Origin of the sequence: Paenalicyclobacillus macrosporangiidus, from assembly GCF_900116805.1 — a bacterium.
Classification (GTDB): Bacteria; Bacillota; Bacilli; order Alicyclobacillales; family Alicyclobacillaceae; genus Alicyclobacillus_H; species Alicyclobacillus_H macrosporangiidus.
In genome coordinates this window covers 15,290-32,329 of sequence record NZ_FPBV01000016.1, presented here as the reverse complement: position 1 = coordinate 32,329, position 17,040 = coordinate 15,290, and the positions used below count along the sequence as shown (strand labels likewise).

The 17,040-nt window shown below is 65.7% G+C and carries 16 protein-coding genes and 1 riboswitch; of the genes, 5 read left to right on the top strand and 11 right to left on the bottom strand.

Annotated elements, in window-relative coordinates:
* Positions 1 to 101 precede the first annotated feature (101 nt).
* Both BM357_RS20745 and BM357_RS13085 read left to right on the top strand, forming a co-directional pair.
* Positions 102 to 383: an ArsR family transcriptional regulator gene (locus tag BM357_RS20745; protein ID WP_074954213.1), complete on the top strand. Its 282-nt coding sequence runs from the start codon at positions 102 to 104 to the stop codon at positions 381 to 383.
* Positions 365 to 2,017: an IS1634 family transposase gene (locus BM357_RS13085; protein WP_074954210.1), complete on the top strand. Its 1,653-nt coding sequence runs from the start codon at positions 365 to 367 to the stop codon at positions 2,015 to 2,017. The genes BM357_RS20745 and BM357_RS13085 overlap by 19 nt, the downstream gene beginning before the upstream one ends.
* Here the strand turns inward: BM357_RS13085 and BM357_RS19910 are convergent.
* Positions 2,002 to 2,328 carry a hypothetical protein gene (locus BM357_RS19910; protein ID WP_175511531.1) on the bottom strand — a complete coding sequence of 109 codons (327 nt, stop codon included), beginning with the start codon at positions 2,326 to 2,328 and terminating at the stop codon, positions 2,002 to 2,004. The genes BM357_RS13085 and BM357_RS19910 overlap by 16 nt on opposite strands.
* A 119-nt stretch (positions 2,329 to 2,447) precedes the next feature.
* Here BM357_RS19910 and BM357_RS13075 point away from each other — a divergent pair, with 119 nt between their 5' ends.
* Positions 2,448 to 2,909, top strand: a complete 462-nt coding sequence (locus BM357_RS13075; protein ID WP_139234721.1) for an SRPBCC domain-containing protein — start codon at positions 2,448 to 2,450, stop codon at positions 2,907 to 2,909.
* 18 nt (positions 2,910 to 2,927) lie between these two features.
* Here the strand turns inward: BM357_RS13075 and BM357_RS13070 are convergent, their stop codons facing one another.
* The 6 genes from BM357_RS13070 to BM357_RS13045 all read right to left on the bottom strand — a co-directional run bounded on the left by BM357_RS13070 (position 2,928) and on the right by BM357_RS13045 (position 8,231).
* Positions 2,928 to 3,695 (bottom strand): LamB/YcsF family protein, encoded by a 768-nt coding sequence (locus BM357_RS13070; protein WP_074954201.1) that lies wholly within the window; start codon positions 3,693 to 3,695, stop codon positions 2,928 to 2,930.
* Positions 3,696 to 3,786: 91 nt separating this feature from the next.
* Positions 3,787 to 4,098, bottom strand: coding sequence for a 2Fe-2S iron-sulfur cluster-binding protein (locus BM357_RS13065; RefSeq protein ID WP_074954198.1), 312 nt, complete (start codon positions 4,096 to 4,098; stop codon positions 3,787 to 3,789).
* A gap of 13 nt (positions 4,099 to 4,111) precedes the next feature.
* Complete coding sequence (locus BM357_RS13060) at positions 4,112 to 5,794, bottom strand: FAD-binding protein (RefSeq protein WP_074954195.1); 1,683 nt, start codon at positions 5,792 to 5,794, stop codon at positions 4,112 to 4,114.
* A gap of 68 nt (positions 5,795 to 5,862) precedes the next feature.
* Complete coding sequence (locus BM357_RS13055) at positions 5,863 to 6,258, bottom strand: xanthine dehydrogenase family protein molybdopterin-binding subunit (protein ID WP_074954192.1); 396 nt, start codon at positions 6,256 to 6,258, stop codon at positions 5,863 to 5,865.
* A gap of 35 nt (positions 6,259 to 6,293) precedes the next feature.
* Complete coding sequence (locus BM357_RS13050) at positions 6,294 to 7,253, bottom strand: substrate-binding domain-containing protein (protein ID WP_074954189.1); 960 nt, start codon at positions 7,251 to 7,253, stop codon at positions 6,294 to 6,296.
* A 99-nt stretch (positions 7,254 to 7,352) separates the two neighbouring features.
* Positions 7,353 to 8,231, bottom strand: a complete 879-nt coding sequence (locus BM357_RS13045) for an MFS transporter (RefSeq protein ID WP_074954186.1) — start codon at positions 8,229 to 8,231, stop codon at positions 7,353 to 7,355.
* A gap of 204 nt (positions 8,232 to 8,435) precedes the next feature.
* Positions 8,436 to 8,516: riboswitch (ZMP/ZTP riboswitch) on the top strand.
* A 108-nt stretch (positions 8,517 to 8,624) separates the two neighbouring features.
* Between BM357_RS13045 and BM357_RS13040 the strand changes: the two genes are divergently transcribed.
* Positions 8,625 to 9,497, top strand: coding sequence for a bifunctional 5,10-methylenetetrahydrofolate dehydrogenase/5,10-methenyltetrahydrofolate cyclohydrolase (locus BM357_RS13040; protein ID WP_074954372.1), 873 nt, complete (start codon positions 8,625 to 8,627; stop codon positions 9,495 to 9,497).
* A gap of 25 nt (positions 9,498 to 9,522) precedes the next feature.
* On the opposite strand, the gene nagB is transcribed toward BM357_RS13040, so the two are convergent.
* Positions 9,523 to 10,272: a glucosamine-6-phosphate deaminase gene (nagB, locus tag BM357_RS13035; RefSeq protein WP_074954183.1), complete on the bottom strand. Its 750-nt coding sequence runs from the start codon at positions 10,270 to 10,272 to the stop codon at positions 9,523 to 9,525.
* Between the two features lie 226 nt (positions 10,273 to 10,498).
* Positions 10,499 to 11,740: a bifunctional glutamate N-acetyltransferase/amino-acid acetyltransferase ArgJ gene (gene argJ, locus BM357_RS13030; protein ID WP_074954180.1), complete on the bottom strand. Its 1,242-nt coding sequence runs from the start codon at positions 11,738 to 11,740 to the stop codon at positions 10,499 to 10,501.
* Positions 11,741 to 12,450: 710 nt separating this feature from the next.
* Between argJ and BM357_RS13025 the strand changes: the two genes are divergently transcribed.
* Positions 12,451 to 14,814 (top strand): YcdB/YcdC domain-containing protein, encoded by a 2,364-nt coding sequence (locus BM357_RS13025; RefSeq protein ID WP_074954177.1) that lies wholly within the window; start codon positions 12,451 to 12,453, stop codon positions 14,812 to 14,814.
* Positions 14,815 to 14,985: 171 nt separating this feature from the next.
* Here the strand turns inward: BM357_RS13025 and BM357_RS13020 are convergent, their stop codons facing one another.
* Together BM357_RS13020 and BM357_RS13015 are read right to left on the bottom strand one after the other, a co-directional pair.
* Complete coding sequence (locus BM357_RS13020; RefSeq protein WP_074954174.1) at positions 14,986 to 15,573, bottom strand: Uma2 family endonuclease; 588 nt, start codon at positions 15,571 to 15,573, stop codon at positions 14,986 to 14,988.
* 39 nt (positions 15,574 to 15,612) lie between these two features.
* Positions 15,613 to 16,980 carry a hypothetical protein gene (locus tag BM357_RS13015; protein WP_074954171.1) on the bottom strand — a complete coding sequence of 456 codons (1,368 nt, stop codon included), beginning with the start codon at positions 16,978 to 16,980 and terminating at the stop codon, positions 15,613 to 15,615.
* Positions 16,981 to 17,040 lie beyond the last annotated feature (60 nt).

Genomic DNA, 17,040 nt, shown 5'->3' with positions numbered 1-17,040 from the left:
TCCGGGGATTCTTCCAACACTTCCCCTCGTTTCGCATATACATTGACAGTTATATAACCAGTAGTTCATAATACCTCCTGAAGGAAGGACGGAGAGGAGCCGTGCTGGACACCTACGCCGTGATTGCAGAGCCTTCCCGCCGACGCATTCTGGACCGGCTGTTACAGTCCGACTCCAGCGTGTCTGAGCTGGCCAGGGATCTCGGTTTGTCACAGCCCTTGATATCCAACCCACATTTCGCGCCCCTGATGGGGGCGCTGATCATTTTTTGGGAGGGATTTAGGCCCTGGATGTGGAATGCTCTTTCTCGGCAATCCGTCGGCAGGAGGACTTCCAATTGTTCCAGGATATTCGTACGTTCCCCATGGGATCAGGCCCCGTGATCGCCAGGATGTTCGACGAACTGGGCTGGGGTCCTATCATTCACCAGAGAGTGGCACCGGGCCCCTACAAGCTGCCCGTGTGGTTGCGCGTCAAGGCGTTGCTCATCAACATCGGCACGGATCGCACGGCCCTCTACCGTGTCGAGGAGTTTTACGCCAAACGCGACGTGGAGGTCCTGCTCGGTGAAGGCGTATCGGCCAGTGACCTCAATGATGACGCCTTGGCTCGTGCCCTGGACAGCCTGTACGAGGCGGGCTTGGAGGAACTGTACACCACCATTGCCATGCATACGTTGCGAAAGCTGCGGGTCATCAATCCAGATGAGCTGTTCGCGATCCACGCAGACACGACCTCGCTTTCGCTGACCGGGGAGTATCCTGACCAGAGCGAGTTTCGCATTGACCGTGGTTTTTCGAAGGACAATCGGCCGGACCTCAAGCAGATCGTGTTCGGACTGTGTACCGTTCGCGGAATCGGGGTCTGTGCGAACGTGAACCCTGGGAACCTGGATGACCACACCTGGAACCATGAGACGATCCAAAAAATGCTGACCCAACTGGATCCCCAAATGCGCGAAACAGGCGTGTATGTCGCGGACGCGGCGATGGTGACCAAGGAGAATCTGCAACTGCTTGCGGACGAGAATGTCCACTTCATCTCCCGCCTGCCAGGGACGTACAAGCTGTCCGAGCAGCTCAAGCATGCGGCATGGCAGAGGGAAAACAAATGGCAAGAGGTCGGCTGTCTTGCAGAGGCGCGGGATGGAGTGACGTACAAGATCCAGTCCTTCCGCAGAGAACTGTATGGTCGGACGTACCGGTTTGTGGTCGTCCGCTCATCGAGCCTGGATGCGCGAAAGGAGCACAAACTGGACAGCGTCCTGGAACAGGAACAGAAAGAGTTGCAGAAGGCAGCCAAGCTCCTTGGCAAGAACGTCTACAGTTGTGAACAAGACGCGCAGATGGCAGCCGACGCGTTCGTACACGAGCACCGCGGTACGCTGCACCGGCTGCAGACAAGCGTACACTCTGAGCAGGTACAAGAGAAACGGGCCCGTCGCGGTCGACCGCGCAAGGATGACCCCGCACCTCCGGTACGGACGCAGTACCGTGTGGACGTGCAGATACTCCCGCCGGAAGAAGAACAAGTACAAGCTTGGCGGGAGCGAGAATCCACGTTTGTACTAATCACGGATATTCGTGATGACCAACGGGTACCAGACGAACAGATCCTGCGACTTTACAAAGAGCAGCACGAGGTTGAGGCCCGCTTTCGTTACCTGAAAGCCCCGTACCACGTGGGGCCCGTCTTCCTGCACAAACCGACCCGGGTCAAGGCATTCGGGTTTGTGATGCTCATGTCGTTGTTGCTGTACAGTGCGCTGGAGTATGTGATCCGGGAGCGGATGAAATCCGAGCAAGAGCCCTTGCTTCTGCCTGGCAAACGCAGGAGCTTTCGGCCGACGGGCTTATCGATCCTCGAGATGTTGGACGAGATGGCCACTGTCCAAGTCAAAATGGGAGGGGTATGGCACCGGACGCCGGTCAGACCACATGACCCACAGATAGAGCGGGTGTTAAAGCTTCTGGGTATGGATTTGAGCATCTACGCCGAGGTTCAAAAAATCGCCTGAGCGGCCAAAGCCTCGGCGCGCCCGTGGTTTCCAGATGCGATCAGAACTTGGAAAGATCGCGCTTTCATTACACCAATCATTTCCTTGTCCCTGTGTCCCCGATGCAATACCTCACACAACTGCTTGATTTCCAGCCGTAAGGATATATCTGGGTGCGAAATGTGGGATCCAAACACCTTCGAACGCTCCGCGAAAGTGGTCTTGTACAGGTCCGGGTCGAGGCCCAGCGTCGCATCTATTCTCTGAATGCCGAACCACTCGCGGAAATCGACGAGTGGTTGAGTGCCTATCGGATGAGGTGGAATCAGCATGTGGACGCCCTGGCCGAGCACCTCGACCACAGAAAAAGGTTACGGGAGGGAACCTCAAATTGAGTTCAAACGTTTCAGGAAATCCCCGTCTCTTCCGTGACGGCGGCGACTGGGTCCTTGTGCTCGAGCGGATGCTGGAGCATCCGATGGAGGCGGTGTGGGCTGCACTGACCCAGGCCGAACAGATCCCCCGTTGGGCACCGTTCACCACCGACAGAGATCTGACGACGCCCGGACCGGTACGACTGGCACACATCGACATGCCCGAGGCCGATGAGAGACAGGGAGATGTCCTGGAAGTCAACGCACCGGGCCTGCTCGTGTTGAGATGGGGTGCTGACATCCTGCGATGGGAACTGAGCAGCGAGGGAGATAAAACCCTCCTGGTTCTTCGTCACCGTTTCGCAGATCGTCAGCCGGCACCCTCCTACGCGGCGGGATGGCACCTTTGTCTTGACGGCCTTGCCGGAACACTGGCGGGCAAAAAGATGCCCTCCATGGTGGGACATAATGCTGTCAAATACGGTTGGCAGGAACTGTACGAGCGGTATGCAGAGCTGTTGGGGATGAGTCCGTCGTGATTAAAGAAGCCGCCCCGCTTATGCGGAGCGGCCGACCGCCTGCACCGTGATTCCGGCGTCCGTCAGCGCCTGCCGGATGTGGCGCGCGAATTCGAGGGCGTGCGGACCATCGCCGTGGATGCACACCGTGTCCGCCTGGATGGCGACGTCCACGCCCTGCTGGGACCGGACCTTGCCCTCCTTGACCATGCGGATGACCTGTGCCACCGCCTTGTCGGTGTCCTCAATCATCGCGTCCGGCCGGCGGCGAGGCGTGAGCGTGCCATTCTCTTGATACGTCCGATCCGCAAACACCTCGCTCGCCGTCCGCAGCCCAATCTTCTGCCCCGCCCGGATCAGCTCGCTGCCGGAGAGGCCAAACAGGATGAGCTCCGGATCGACCTTGTACACCGCCTCCGCGATGGCCTCCGCCAAACCGGCGTTGACCGCCGCCATGTTGTACAGCGCCCCGTGCGCCTTCACATGCTGCATCTTGCCGCCCTGGGCGCGCACGAACCCGTACAGGGCGCCGATCTGGTAGACCACGATGTCGTGCGCCTCCTGCGGCGAGATGTCCATGTTGCGCCGGCCAAAGCCCACCAAATCCTGCAGCCCCGGGTGCGCACCGATGGCCACGCCCTTCTCCAGCGCCATCGCCACCGTCTTGCGCATCGTCGCCGCATCCCCGGCGTGAAAGCCGCAGGCGATGTTGCACGACGTCACCACGTCGAGGATCTGCTCGTCATTGCCCAGTTTGTACGCCCCGAAGCTCTCCCCGAGGTCGCAATTCATGTCCAACCTGTACATCCCGTCAACCTCCTCTGCTGTATGGACGTGGCTCCGCCACCCGTCGATCCGCCGGCCCGCCCCGCCAGACTGCCCCACCGGCACCCGCGCCTCAATCCAACTCCGTCACCAGGTCGCGGATCCAGTTGCGGCCACCCACCGGAGCCAGTTCAACCGTCGCATCCGGCTTGGCCTTCGTGCTGCACATGTAGCCCACCTTGCCGTCAATCTGGGCCGAGCACTCCTTGCACGCGTTCGCAGACCTGCACGAGTAACGCGCCGCCAGGGTCGGGTCCTGGTTCGCCCGCACCCACAGGACCGCGTCCAACACGCTCATCCCCTGCCAGTACGGGACCTCGTACTCGGCCACCTGCTGGCCCGCCTCCGGGTTGCCGCGGACCACCCGCAGCCTGACCACCGCCATGCCGCATTCCCCCTTATTGTACTACCCAATCCAAGCGCCAGCCCGCGCCCTCTTCGTACGTCAAGGCCGTGCTCTTCGGAGTGTCCCAGGTTTCGTCGTGATCGAGCCGCACATGCGCCCCGCGCGTCTCGCGCCGCTCCAGCGCCCCCAGCACAATCGCCTCGCTGACCTGCAGCATCCGGTCGAGTTCCATCTTCTCCACCAACTGCAACGGGAACCGGGGCTCCCGCGTCAAAGCCGCATTTCGGCAGGTGGATGCCAAGTCACGCACCCGAGCTAACGCCCGCCGAAGCTGCTCCTCCGTGCGCAGCGGGCCCGCGTCCTCCCACATCACCCGCTGCAGTTCCCGCTTGAGTCCCATCATCGAGGCGTCATCCTGACGGACCGCCCGCGGATGCCAGAACGCCTGCAGCCGCTCCCACTCCGCTTCGGCCGCCCGCCGTACCGCCGACTCGTCCACCCGGGTGCCGCGCGCCTTTGCCGCCGTCTCGCCGGCTACCCGGCCCGTCACCAACGCCTCCGTGATGGCGTTGCCCGAGAGGCGGTTGGCCCCGTGCATGCCGTGGATCACCTCGCCGCACGCCAACAGCCCCGGCACCGTCGTCTCCATCGCCGGCGTCACCTGAATGCCGCCGATGTGGAAGTGCGCCATCGGGGCGACCTCCACCATGTCCGTCGTGAGATTGATCCCGTTGTCCTTCAAAATCCCGATCGCGGGCCCGAACGCCTCGCGCAGCTTGTCCTCAGGCACCATGCGGAAGTCGAGGTACGCGCCGCCGTGCGGCGATCCCCGCCCGGCCTTGACCTCTTCGAAGATTGCGAGCGTCGTCTGGTCGCGCGCCGAGGTGTACTGGCCCGCCACCTCGCCGGTGTAGCGGTGCATGAACTCCTCGCCCTGTCCGTTGAGCAGCCGGCCCCCCAGCTTGTAGCGGAACGGGTCCCACATGATGGGATCGAGCCCAACCAGCGGCGGGTACAGGTGCGCGATGGGGAAGAACTGCACCATCTCCATGTCGCGCAGCACCGCGCCCGCCTCGGCCGCCAGCACAAAACCGTCGCCCGTCATGTTGGCCGACGCGCTGTTGCGCTCGTACACCTCGGTGAGCCCTCCGGTGGCAATCACCACCCGCGGCGCGGCCAAACTCACCGGCTCGAGCGTCTCGATGGCGAATCCGGCCGCGCCGGTGACCGCCCCGTCCTGCTTGACCAGGCGCGTGATCATCACGTTTTTCAAGCGGCGGATGTTCGGGTCACGGAACGTCGCCCGCCGCAGGCCGGCCGACGTGGCCCCGCCGGTGTTGAGGATGTCGACGTACACGCAACGGCGCCTGGAGTGTCCCGGCGCCACCACCTGCGCGTGCTTTCCGTCGGGTGTGCGCGCCCAATTCACCCCGTACTTCTCCACTTCGAGGATGACCTCCGGCCCGCGCTCCACAATCACCCGCACGATCTCGGGCACCGACAGACCGCGGCCGCCGGCCATCGTGTCCTCGAAGTGGATCTCCGGGCTGTCCGGCTCCGCCTCGCCCAAGGCGACGGCGACCGTCATCTGCGCCAGCACCGTGGCCCCGCCGCGCCCAATGAGGCTCTTATCGACCAACAAAACGGACGCCCCGGCGTCGCTCGCCGCCCGGGCGGCCATCAGCCCCGCCGCGCCCGCGCCAATCACCAGCACGTCCGCTGTATAGCATTGCATCCGTATCCCCCCGTTCGTGCTACTCGGCGTCTGCTGCGGAGTGGTGCTCGTCTGCGCCGGACGCGGCTTCATCCCCTTGCCGATCCCGTTCGCGGACGCGCAGATGAGCACGCTCGCCGTCCCGCAGCGCACGCCAGAGAACTTCTCCAGTGAGCGGCAACGCCTTCCCGCGGACGCCGAGCGTGCGCGATGGCGTTGGCGACCGCGGCCGGCACCAGATCGATAGCCACTTCCGCCACGTGCGCCGCGAACGGATAGGCCGGCGACGGGTTGCCGTAGAAAGACTTGTCCGGAAAGTCAGTGTCCGGCGTGTACGATGCGCGCGCCTCCAGCACGTCGCCCGCGTGCCGCACGCGGTACAGGCGAGCCAATTCAGCCAAATCGTACACGTTCCCGTCCGCTTCTGCCACCCCGTCGCGCCAGCGGGCGCCAGGTCCGAGCACCTCCTGGTCGAACCGCGCCAAGGCGTCGCGTCGTCACACTCCTCGCGATGCGCGCTTCACGTGTCCAGCACCGACGGGTGGAACACCGCCTCCGGCGGCAGGGGCCGCGCGAGCAAGCCGTCCTCCACCAGGTACTGCATGAACGTCTCCACCTGCGCCCAGTTGGCCGCCAGGCCGTATGGCCAGATGTCTCCGCCCATGGCCCGCACGGACGCCTCAACGGATTCCACCAGCCACGGTGCGGTCGCCTCCAGCTTGACCGTCTCCAGGAGCGACGCCACCGCCTGCTCCTTGACCGACAGGAGCGTGTCGTACAGCAGGCGCGGCAGCTCCGGGTGCGCATCGGCCACATCCCGGCGGATGGAAACCAGGTGCATGATGGGGAAGATCCCGGTCTCGCGGTAGTATGTACGCTCTTCCGCGAAGGCGTCCGGGAAGAGGCGCCGGATGGCGCCGCCCTCGCCGCCGGGCGAGAAGTGCTCTGCCGGGGGCCGGCGTGCCGACATCACCGCGTCCACCTCGCCGGTGAGCAGCCCCGTGAAGAGATCCGCCTTCTCCCCGCGCCGCGCCGGGGTCTGCACAGGAATTCGCTCCGGCCGGTACGTCACCCAGGTCAGGTCGTTCGGGCCGAGTCCATACTGGTGGCGGAACATGCCGCGCACCCACACCGCCGCCGTCATCTGGAATTCCGGAAAGCCGAACGGGCGGCCGGCGAGATCGCGCGGATGGTGGTAAGGGCTGTCGGCGCGCACGTAGATGGCATTGTGGCGAAAGGACCGGGACAGAAACACCGGGATCGCCGTCAGCCGCGACTCGCCTTGGCCCAGCGCAATCAGATACGACGCCAGCGACAGCTCGGCCACCTCGTAGGGGGCGTCGTTGAGCTGGCGGTAGAAAATCTCTTCCACCGTTGCCTGCTGTGGATCGATGGTGAACCCGGGCACCTGCACCCACCCGGTCAACAGCGGCAGGGTCCGGTCGCTCTGCGACATCGCCGTCACCAACACGCGATCCATCTGCATCTCCTCCTCCCATGCGCCGCGGACCGCGCCTTCCCAACCACGCGGCCCGCGGTCACGCCGCACTGCGGCCACATCGCCTCCGTGGGCCGCGGCTCACTCCGGCAGCGGCAGACCGCGCGTCTCCGGCAGCAGCAGCACCGCCACCGCGCCCAGGATGTAGATCAAGCCGAACACCGTCGCCGCCTGGCCGTAGCCGCCAAAGGCCTGAATCAACACCGACGCCACGATGGGGCCAAACATCGCCAGGTAGCGGGCGCCGTTGAAGATCACCGAGATGGCCGTCGCCCGCGCCGCCGTAGGGAACAGCTCCGGCGGCTGAATGGTGTACCACGAGTACAGGCCGCTCGTCAGAAACCCGTTGAGCAACTGCAGCCATAGCACCGCCGCCAGGTTGTGCACCCACAGGAACACCACCGGCGTGATGACCAGCGATCCGATGAAAAACGCCAGCGCCGTCGGCTTGCGCCCCCACCAGTCTGCCAAAAAGCCAAACAGGATGCATCCGGCGATCTCGCCGGCGTTGTACAACAGTCCCGCAAGGCCGCTGTAATACGCCGCGTTCCCGCCGGTCTTGGCCGCGATCTGCGACACGTACGACGGCACCCAGGACGAGATGGCCCACCAGCCGACGGTGATGGAGATGGACACCAACAAGGCCACAATCAAGTGGCGGCCGTACTTGCCGCGCAACACCTGGGCGATGGACTCGCCGCGCCGGTGCGCCTGCGTCCACTGGTGTGACTCCGGGATCCGGCGCGCAGTGAGGAACACCACCAGCGCGGGCAGGATGCCAATGACGTAGATCCAGCGCCAGCTCAGGTGCATCTGCCCGCCGATCCACCACCACGTCCGCCGGTACTCCGCGCTCGCCCACACGTCCGTGATGGCCCGGGCCGCCTCCGCGTATGCCCGGGCGACACCGTCGATGCCTTCTCTTTCGTCATCTCCCCCGGCCACGCCGGGCGGATGCAACCGGGAGAGGATCGACCCCCCTGGACAGACGTATTCTATATTAGTCATGTAAACAAGTTAATACAATTGGAGTAGACGGTTTTTTGCGAATCCGTGTTGCCGCCCGTCCGCTCATCCGCCCGCGCCAACCTGAGCGACGGTACCATCTCCCTCTTGACCGGTCCGGCCGCCGGGGATATGCTCGTGAGTGAGACAATCGATGCGAATCCCCCGCATGACTGGCGGAACCGTGGAGCACCACGAGGGAGTGCGGGGTTGAACATGCCGGCCGCCTGGGCACCTGTGGACGTCGGAACAATCCGGCCGTCCCGGGGATCCCGGGCGGTCTCTTTTTGCGGCCAGCCGACAACCATGGAATGCGTCGCGAAGTGGCGTGAAAGGAGCGGATCGACGGTGGCGAAGGAACTTCGAGGAAAACCGGTGGCGGACGCGCTGCGGGCGCAACTGGAGGCAGACATCGCGGCTTGGCGGACGCGGGACGTCACGCCGCGGATGGTGACCGTGCTCGTCGAAGGCGATCCCGCTTCTCTCTGTTACGCCCGCGCCAAGGGGCGCGTGGCGGCGAAGCTGGGCGTGGCGTACGAGGTGCGCACGCTCCCGGGCCACGTGACCCAGGCCCAGCTCATTCAGTGCATCCAATCCCTGAACCGCGATCCCGCCGTGCACGGCGTCATGCTGGAACTTCCGCTGCCCGGGCACCTGTCCGCGGATGAGGCGCTCCGCCATCTGTCCCCCATCAAGGATGTGGACGGCCTGACGCCGGCCAATCAGATGGCGACGGTGTCCGGCGCTCCGGGCATCTATCCCGCCACGCCGCAGGCGTGCATTCGCCTGTTGAAGCACTACGGCTACACCCTGGCGGGCAGGCACGTGGCCCTCGTCGGATGCGGGAAGACGGTCGGCATGCCGCTGTTTCACCTGCTGGTCCGGGAAGGCGCGACGGTCACAGCGTGCCACGCGGGAACCCCGGACTTGACACCGCACCTGAAGCGGGCGGACATCGCCTTCGTCGCAGTCGGGAAAGCGGGCCTCATCCGGCCGGAGATGGTCCACCCCGGCCTGGTGGTGGTGGACGCCGGCATCAACGAGTTGAACGACGGCATTGTCGGCGACGTCTCGCCCGAGACCGCGGCCATCGTCGCGGCCCTCACCCCCACGCCCGGCGGCGTGGGAGCGGTGACGACCATGCAACTGTTCGCCAACCTGCTGCGGGCCATGCACCTGCAGCACGCTGCCGGCGTCCTGAACGTCCCGGCGGCGGTGTGACGGTGGCCCGGCGGCAGGGCGGGCCTCACTTGGCCCGCAGCCGCCCCGCTTCGTCGAACAGGCCCTGCGCGCTGGCGCGATCGAGCACCACCGTCACCCGCTTGTGCAACTGCAGGATGCTCGCGGGCACATCGGTGCGCACCTCGCCCAGCACCGCGCGTGCGATGATGTCCGCCTTCTCCGGGCCGAAGGCCATCAGGACAATCTGGTCGGCCTGCAGGATGGCCTGCACACCCATCGTGATGGCCCGCCGCGGCACATCCTCGATGCGCTCGAAGAAGCGCGCGTTGCTCCGCACCGTCTCCGGCCGCAGTTCGACCACGTGCGTCTTGGACAACAGCAGGTCGTCCGGCTCGTTGAACCCGATATGGCCGTTGACCCCGATGCCGAGGATCTGCAGATGTATCGGGTGCGCGCGGATCACGTCGTCGTAGCGCGCGCATTCGGCCGCGAGATCGTCCGCCATCCCGTTCGGGATGTGGATGTTCTCGGACCGGATGTTGGTGCGCGAGAACAGATGCGTGTGCATGAAGTGGGCGTAGCTCTGCTCGTGGGTCGGCGGCAGGCCGATGTACTCGTCCAGGTTGATGGTGGTGACGTGGGACAGATCGAGCCCGCACCGATGCAGCCCGACCAGGGCGTCATAGAAAGGAATGGGCGTCGATCCGGTCGCCAGCCCGAGCACCGGATCGGGCCGTGATTGAATCACCTGTTCCGCGAGCGCGGCCACATAGATGCCCGCGTCGTGCGGGGTATCGAATACGCGGATGTTCATGGATGGGCACCCTCCCGCTCTCATTCACGGCGACGGGCTCCGCCACCCGCATCGCGGATGGGAAGCCCGTCCGACTTCTCCTGTATGGTACCTGGAAACGGGAGCGCGGGCAAACCGGTCCGGTTTGGCGGGCGGATTGGCGCCGCGGTTGGGCAGCCGGGCGCGGCACCGCGTCTGGCAGCCCGGTTCATCAGCCCGGTGGTAGCGCCGCCACCCGGCGATCCGCTCACGTGCGGTACTCGCCGTTGATGCGCACGTAGTCGTACGTCAGGTCGCACCCCCACGCAATCGCCTGGGCATCGCCGTCGGCCAGGTCAATCTCCACCCGGACCTCCGATTCTCGCAGCACCTGCAGGGCCTGGTCCTCGTCGAACGGCAGCGGCTCGCCGTCCTCCATCAAGGTCACCGAGCCGCCGGGGCTGGTGAAGCGGATGTGGACGCCGGCGGGATCGAACGGCGCACCGGAGTAGCCCATCGCCGCCAGCACGCGGCCCCAGTTGGCGTCCGCACCGAACAGGGCCGCCTTGACCAGGTTGGAGGTGGTCACGCTGCGCGCGAGGCGGCGGGCGGCGTCCACATCCGCGGCGCCCCGCACCACCACCTCCATCAGCTTGGTCGCCCCCTCGCCGTCGCGCACGATGAGCTTGGCCAGATGCGTGTTGAGCGCGTGCAGCGCCGCGCAGAAGGCCGCAAAGTCCGGGCCGTCCTCTGCGATGACCGGGTTCCCCGCCAGCCCATTGGCGAGCACGGCGACGGTGTCGTTGGTGCTGGTGTCGCCGTCGACGGAGATCATGTTGTACGAGTCGATCACGCTCGCCTTCAGGGCCCTGTTCAGCATCTCGCGCGAGATCGCGGCGTCCGTGGTGAGGAAGGCCAACATGGTCGCCATGTTCGGGTGGATCATCCCGGAACCCTTGGCCATCCCGCCGATGGTCACCACCTGGCCGCCAATCTCCATCCGCACCGCCGCCTGCTTCGTGAACGTATCGGTGGTGCGGATGGCCTCCGCGCACGCCTCTCCCGCCTCCGGCGTCGCCGCCAGTGCGCTGCAAACCTGCGGGATCCCCCGCAGCACCACGTCCATCGGAAGGGGCACGCCGATCACGCCGGTCGACGCGACCAACACCTCTTCCGCCTCCACCCCGAGGGCCTCGGCCGTGGCCTCTCCCATGCGGATGGCGTCCTCGAGCCCGCGATCCCCCGTGCACGCGTTCGCATTCCCACTGTTGACGACCACCGCCCGTACGGGCGCTTGTCGCGCGACCACGCGCTGCGACCACAGCACGGGCGCCGCCTTGACCCGGTTGGTGGTGAAGGCGGCCGCCACCACCGCCGGTGCGTCGCTCACCAGCACCGCCAGATCTTTTGGCGGTGCCACCCCCTCCGCCTTCACCGCTTTGATCCCAATGTGCGCCCCCGAGGCCCGGAATCCCTTCGGGCTGGTGACGCCTCCTGGCATGATGTCCATTCGTCGGCCCTCCTTTGTATGCATTATAGTACATATTTATGCAATCTGGAGTGGCGCCACGGACATCCGCTGTGGAGACATGGGGCGGAGCCAGGAGAGAAACATTTTCCACCTTATCCGGCTCGGGCGCTGCATCATTGTGTACATTTCGGGCTTAACTCAGCCCCCGCGGATGCCACAAGACGGTTTCTTTGCGTTATCCGCCCCGTACCCCCCGTCTCTGCTGCCCATCCGCCTGCTTACATGCAATTCCGTCAGTAACACCGCCCTACGTCCCCAGGATAAATACAATGCCGTCGCTATCCATTCCAGCCCCGGGGACGATAAGGGCAATTCGTTTATTACAGTCCCAAACCCGATGTCTCCAAGGGCATTGCATCGCGATCGCGCTGGTCTCACCGGCCCGTGCCGCCCGGCACAGACGAATTCTGCATGATCCCCGCCTGGTCCCATCCATGCATTTCGTTCGCCACCCCTTTGACAAGGGTGGCCACAGCCCCCCCATTCATCTCCCGGGAACACCGATTCCCCCACAGGTCGCGTGGCGAAGGTGCCACCGATGCCGCCGCAGTCCGCATCGGGACAAAGCGCTAGGCCAACCGGAGGGTGGAGCCACGAATGAAAAATGCTCAGAATGGTCCGTCACAAACGTCCCCCGGCCCTCGTCTATTCCATATGAATTCATCCTGCACCGAAGGAGAGAGTGGAACGTGCATGCTCCGAATCGCCTCGCGCACACCGGGGCCCGCGTGATGACCGCGGGCGTCATCGGCGCCCTGCTGTGGCCCAGTGCGCCGCTGGCCGCCCTGGCGGCCACAAACCCGGTCACCCCCCATACCACGGCGGACACGGCAGCGTTGGGATCCGGCTATCCCGACACCGTCACCGCCGCGAGCCCTCAGCCGCCGAAACTCAGCATGGATGAGGCGCAGAAAATCGTCGAATCGGCCATCCCCATCCCGGACGGCTACGTCCTGCAGAGCCGGTCCTACAATGACGCGCCGGCCACCGGGCAGCCGCCCACGTACAACTTCACCTACCAGAGCGCCATGCCGGCGCCGGGCCGCGTCATCAGCGTGTCCGTCGACGCCAACACCGGTCTCGTCGTCAACTTCAACCAGCCGCCTCAGCAGGACCACTTTGTCTATCCCGTCCCCGTATCGGCCGACAAGGCGCAGGCCATTGCCGAGGAGTGGGCGCACAAACTGTACCCCAACCGGGTCGGGCAGGTGAAAGTGCAACCGCTGCAGGCGAATTACGGATCGCTGCAGGGGGCGACCTCGTACACGTACGACTTCGAGCGCATAGTGGGCGGCATCCCGGCGCCCTTCGACGGATTCTCCATCACCATCGGCCAGAACGGGGAGTTGCTCGGCGTGCGCAGCCACTGGACCGACGCCGCGTTCCCCGACGCCGGCAAGGCTGTCCCGAAGACTCAGGCCGATGAGATCTACCGAAACGCCCTGCAACTGCATCTGGAGTACCAACAAATCTACCGCCCGGACGGGCCGGCGACCTCGGCGCTCCTGTACGTCAGCACGCCATCATCGTTCCTCGGCTGGCCCGGAGACAACTTCTCCAACCAGCGGATCGGCGGCTGGCCCGTCATCGATGCCGTCAGTGGAAAGATCATCGACGCCGCGGGCAATCCGGTGGCCGTCCAACCCTACCAGACCCCAAAGCCCCTGGTCCCCGGCGGGCCCACCCTGCCTGTGATGCCGCCGAAGGTCAACTGGTCCCAGCAAGCCGCCCTCGACTTCGCGCGGCAGGCGCTCGGGATCCAGGCGTCCGACCGGCTGCAGTCGGTCAACCAATGGCAGCCGCAGGAGGGGCAGACGACGTGGAACTTTACCTGGCAGACCGCCGACGGTCAGGTGGTCTCGGCCACGGTCGACGCCACCTACGGCCTGCTGACCCAGTTCAACCAATATTCGTCCTCCCCCGAAGACCAAAAGGCGCAAAAGTCCGTCAGCCAGGCGCAGATCACCGACGCCGTGAACGCATTCGTCAAGCGGGTGTTCGCCCGGAATACCGGCGCCATCGCCGTGCTCCCCATGCCCGTCCAAAAGTCGGCCGATCCGTCGTTGCAGACCGACTACCAAGTCGTTCAGCTCGTCCACGGCATCCCTGACCAGGCCCGGTCCGGCTCCCTTCATGTCGATCCGCAAACCGGCCGCATCCAATCGTTCTGGATGAACAGCCCGGTCGCGGATGACGGCGCCAATCTGCCGGATCCATCCCAGGCGATCCCGGTGGCAAAAGCACAACAGGTCTGGGTGACGCAGCGCCCGCTGTCCCTCGTGTACCTGCTCACGCAGCCCGCCATCGTCGCCAGCAAGACGGGGCAGGCCACCGGATCGTCCGGTTCGTCGGCGCAACCCCGGGTGGTGCTGGTGTACACCCCGTTGGCGGACACCACCAGCAATGACCTGTTCAACGCCGTCACCGGCCAGTTCGAGCCCCCGCAGACGCCCGTCCCGTACACCGGACCCCTGCGCGATCTCGACGGCGTCGCCGGAGCCGACCAGATCCGCCTGCTCGTCAGCCGCCAGCTCATCCCGGTCGATGCGGACGGCAACGTGCACCCGTCGCAGAACCTGACCAACGGCGCGTTCGTCAAGCTCCTGGTGGACGCCCTCGGCTACCAGTACCGGTACGACGCCGCCGCAGCCGCCACCAACGAGGCGATGCAGGTATTGGCGAAGGTCCCCAAGACGTCGCCGCAGTACCAGGAGATCGCCGTTGCGTACGAGCTCGGCTGGCTGCCGCAGGGACAGCCGTTCGATCCGGACGCCACCCTGACCCGCGGCTTCGCAGCCACCCTCCTGGCGCGCGCCCTCGGCTACGGGCCGCTGCTCGCCCACCCGGATCTGTTCCAGTTGAAGGCGAGCGACGCCGCCGACATCGGTGACAGCCAGTTCGCCGCCGCGGCCTTGTCGGTGTCGCTCGGCCTGCTGCCGCTGCAGTCCGACCGGTTTAACGCCGGCGGCCCCGTCCGCCTCTCCGACGCGGCCATCGCGGTGGTCCAGGCCGCCACCCTCATGCAGACACCTGGCGGTGTGCGGCCGCTGTGATGCGGATGTGAAGCGACAGCCTGTTGTGCGTGGCAGCCCCGGCGGCGTACGCCGCCGGGGCGAAGCGCAAGAGGGGGATGCACAAGAAGGGAATGCGAAAGAGGGGGCACCAGGGGTACGCCAGAGCCTGGAGATCGCCGGGACATTGCCCTTTCCCGACGCGATCGCCCTCTACGAGCGGAATTTCGGCACCGCCTGAAACACGTCCCGCACGCAAAAGCGGATGCAAGGGAAGCGATTGGACATGACCGTCTGATTCTCCCGATACGCCGCCGCGAGCCGGAACCCACCGCCTTCGTCCGCCGTGTAACGCTCCAAAACCGCCGCGTCCGGGTCCACCACCCAGTATTCCGGGACACCGAAGTGAGCGTACACCTGCATCTTTCGCCCGCGATCCTTGTCCGCACTGGAAGGCGAGAGGATTTCCACCACCACGTCCGGGGGACCTTCCACGCCGCGCACAGAACAGATCTCGAGCCTGTCCCGGTGAATCATCACCAAATCCGGTTGAAGGACGTGCCGAGGGGAGAGGATCACGTCGAGCGGGCTGTACAGCACCAGGTATTCATCGTCACACCGGCTCATGTGCCTGTACAGCTCGCGCGAGATGACCTGATGCGGCAGCGATGGCGCAGGAGACATCGCCTCCAACGCCCCGTCGATGACCTCGAACCGTCCGACTTCCTCAGGCAACGCCGCATAGTCGTCGTATGTCCAGCCCTGTTCTCGAATTCGCTTGGGCCATCTCCGGTTCTCCATGGTCGGCCGCCTCCTTCCGTCATCCCGCAGGCCCCTTCCTCACGGCACGGGTGCCCAACTCTTTCCTCCGTCCACGGTCCGCAACACGACCGGTTTCTTGTCCATCGTTGTCCCGGCAATCCAGCCGTGCGCCGGATCAGAGAACGACAGGGCAATTCCGCTGAAAAAGTCGGGCGCCTGGCTGTCCGCCGTCTTCACCGGCTGCGTCCGCAGCGACTTGCCCCCGTCCGGGGTCGTCGTCATCAGCACGCTGTCACCGGTGCCGCGCGGCTCCCAGCCGAGGAAGACCGCCTTGCCCCCGCCGAGGGCTTCCATCGGCCCGGGCTGCGCTCCGATGTTCGCCTTGGGCGGCAGATGAACGGACGGGTAGAGACTCTGGAAGTAGCCCTCGTACGCCACCGGCGCAAAGTGGCTTCCGTCACCGCTGTGGTAGATCACGTACGCCACCTGGCTCATCCCGGCGCCGCCCCCGTAAAACATCACCCACACGTCGTTGCCGGCGGCGACGAGGCGAGGGCGCCACACCCCGCGGACATCCTCCTGCCCCAACGGGGCGGTGAACACCTTCGTCCAGTGGCGGCCCGCGTCGGTCGTCCGGTAGACTGACCGGCCCGCCGCCGCGTACGCCACCTCATCCGACACCGCCGCGACCTCCGTCACCGCGGCGCCCGCCGGCGACCGCTTCTGCAGGGCGCCGTTCATCGGATCGGACACGTACACCGCCCCTCCCGCCGCCAGCCACACCCCCGCGTCCGGCAGCGCGGACAACGAGGTGATGTGCCCCTGGCCCAGCCCAGGAACGTTGATCCGGGTGAAATACCGTCCGTCGGTACTGGCGAGCAGATAGGTGTATGTGTACGCCCACACGTACACGCGTCCGCCCGTCTGCCCCTGCGATCCCTGGTCCTGCGGCGGGCGCTTCGCGTCGATGCCGAGAATCGGATCCGGGCACACGTACACCTGCGCCCAGGTCCGCCCGCCATCGTGCGTGCGCAGGATCCCCGACTTGCCGGCCACAAACCCCGTCGTCGCGTCGGCGAACGACACCGCGTCGAGCCCATCCAGGTCCATGTGCGACAGCGGCATCTCGGCCGGCACCGCCACGCCGCCCGAGGTCCCGGCCTGCCCCCCCGAAACGGTCCCTCCTGCCGCCGGGGCGCCCGATTCGGGCAGACTCCCCGTCTGATCCGCGGCCCCAGCCCCCGCCTGTTCTGGAGACAGGTTGCCCGACCCGCCTTGGTCTCCGACGGCGGGCTGCCCGCCCGCCGTGTTGCCCGTCAAATTGCCAGCAACGCTCCCGCCCGGGACGTTCCCGGCATTCGGGCTCAGCGAAGCTGCCGGGCCGCATCCGGCGATGGCCGCCACCACCGCCAGCCCCGTCAAGAGCGAAATGGTCTTCATCTTCATCCTGTACCTCCCCTTTCATCAGAGGAGACGAGGCGGCGGCGCATCAGGTGACAGGGCCGG

Excerpts from the sequence above, each read along its gene's own strand:
- BM357_RS13020 (WP_074954174.1), bottom strand. The coding sequence starts at position 15,573 with ATGGAGAACCGGAGATGGCCCAAGCGAATTCGAGAACAGGGCTGGACA.
- BM357_RS19910 (WP_175511531.1), bottom strand. The coding sequence starts at position 2,328 with ATGCTGATTCCACCTCATCCGATAGGCACTCAACCACTCGTCGATTTC.
- BM357_RS13065 (WP_074954198.1), bottom strand. The coding sequence starts at position 4,098 with ATGGCGGTGGTCAGGCTGCGGGTGGTCCGCGGCAACCCGGAGGCGGGC.
- BM357_RS13015 (WP_074954171.1), bottom strand. The coding sequence starts at position 16,980 with ATGAAGATGAAGACCATTTCGCTCTTGACGGGGCTGGCGGTGGTGGCG.
- BM357_RS13050 (WP_074954189.1), bottom strand. The coding sequence starts at position 7,253 with ATGGATCGCGTGTTGGTGACGGCGATGTCGCAGAGCGACCGGACCCTG.
- nagB (WP_074954183.1), bottom strand. The coding sequence starts at position 10,272 with ATGAACATCCGCGTATTCGATACCCCGCACGACGCGGGCATCTATGTG.
- BM357_RS13085 (WP_074954210.1), top strand. The coding sequence starts at position 365 with ATGGGATCAGGCCCCGTGATCGCCAGGATGTTCGACGAACTGGGCTGG.
- BM357_RS13060 (WP_074954195.1), bottom strand. The coding sequence starts at position 5,794 with ATGCAATGCTATACAGCGGACGTGCTGGTGATTGGCGCGGGCGCGGCG.
- BM357_RS13070 (WP_074954201.1), bottom strand. The coding sequence starts at position 3,695 with ATGTACAGGTTGGACATGAATTGCGACCTCGGGGAGAGCTTCGGGGCG.
- argJ (WP_074954180.1), bottom strand. The coding sequence starts at position 11,740 with ATGGACATCATGCCAGGAGGCGTCACCAGCCCGAAGGGATTCCGGGCC.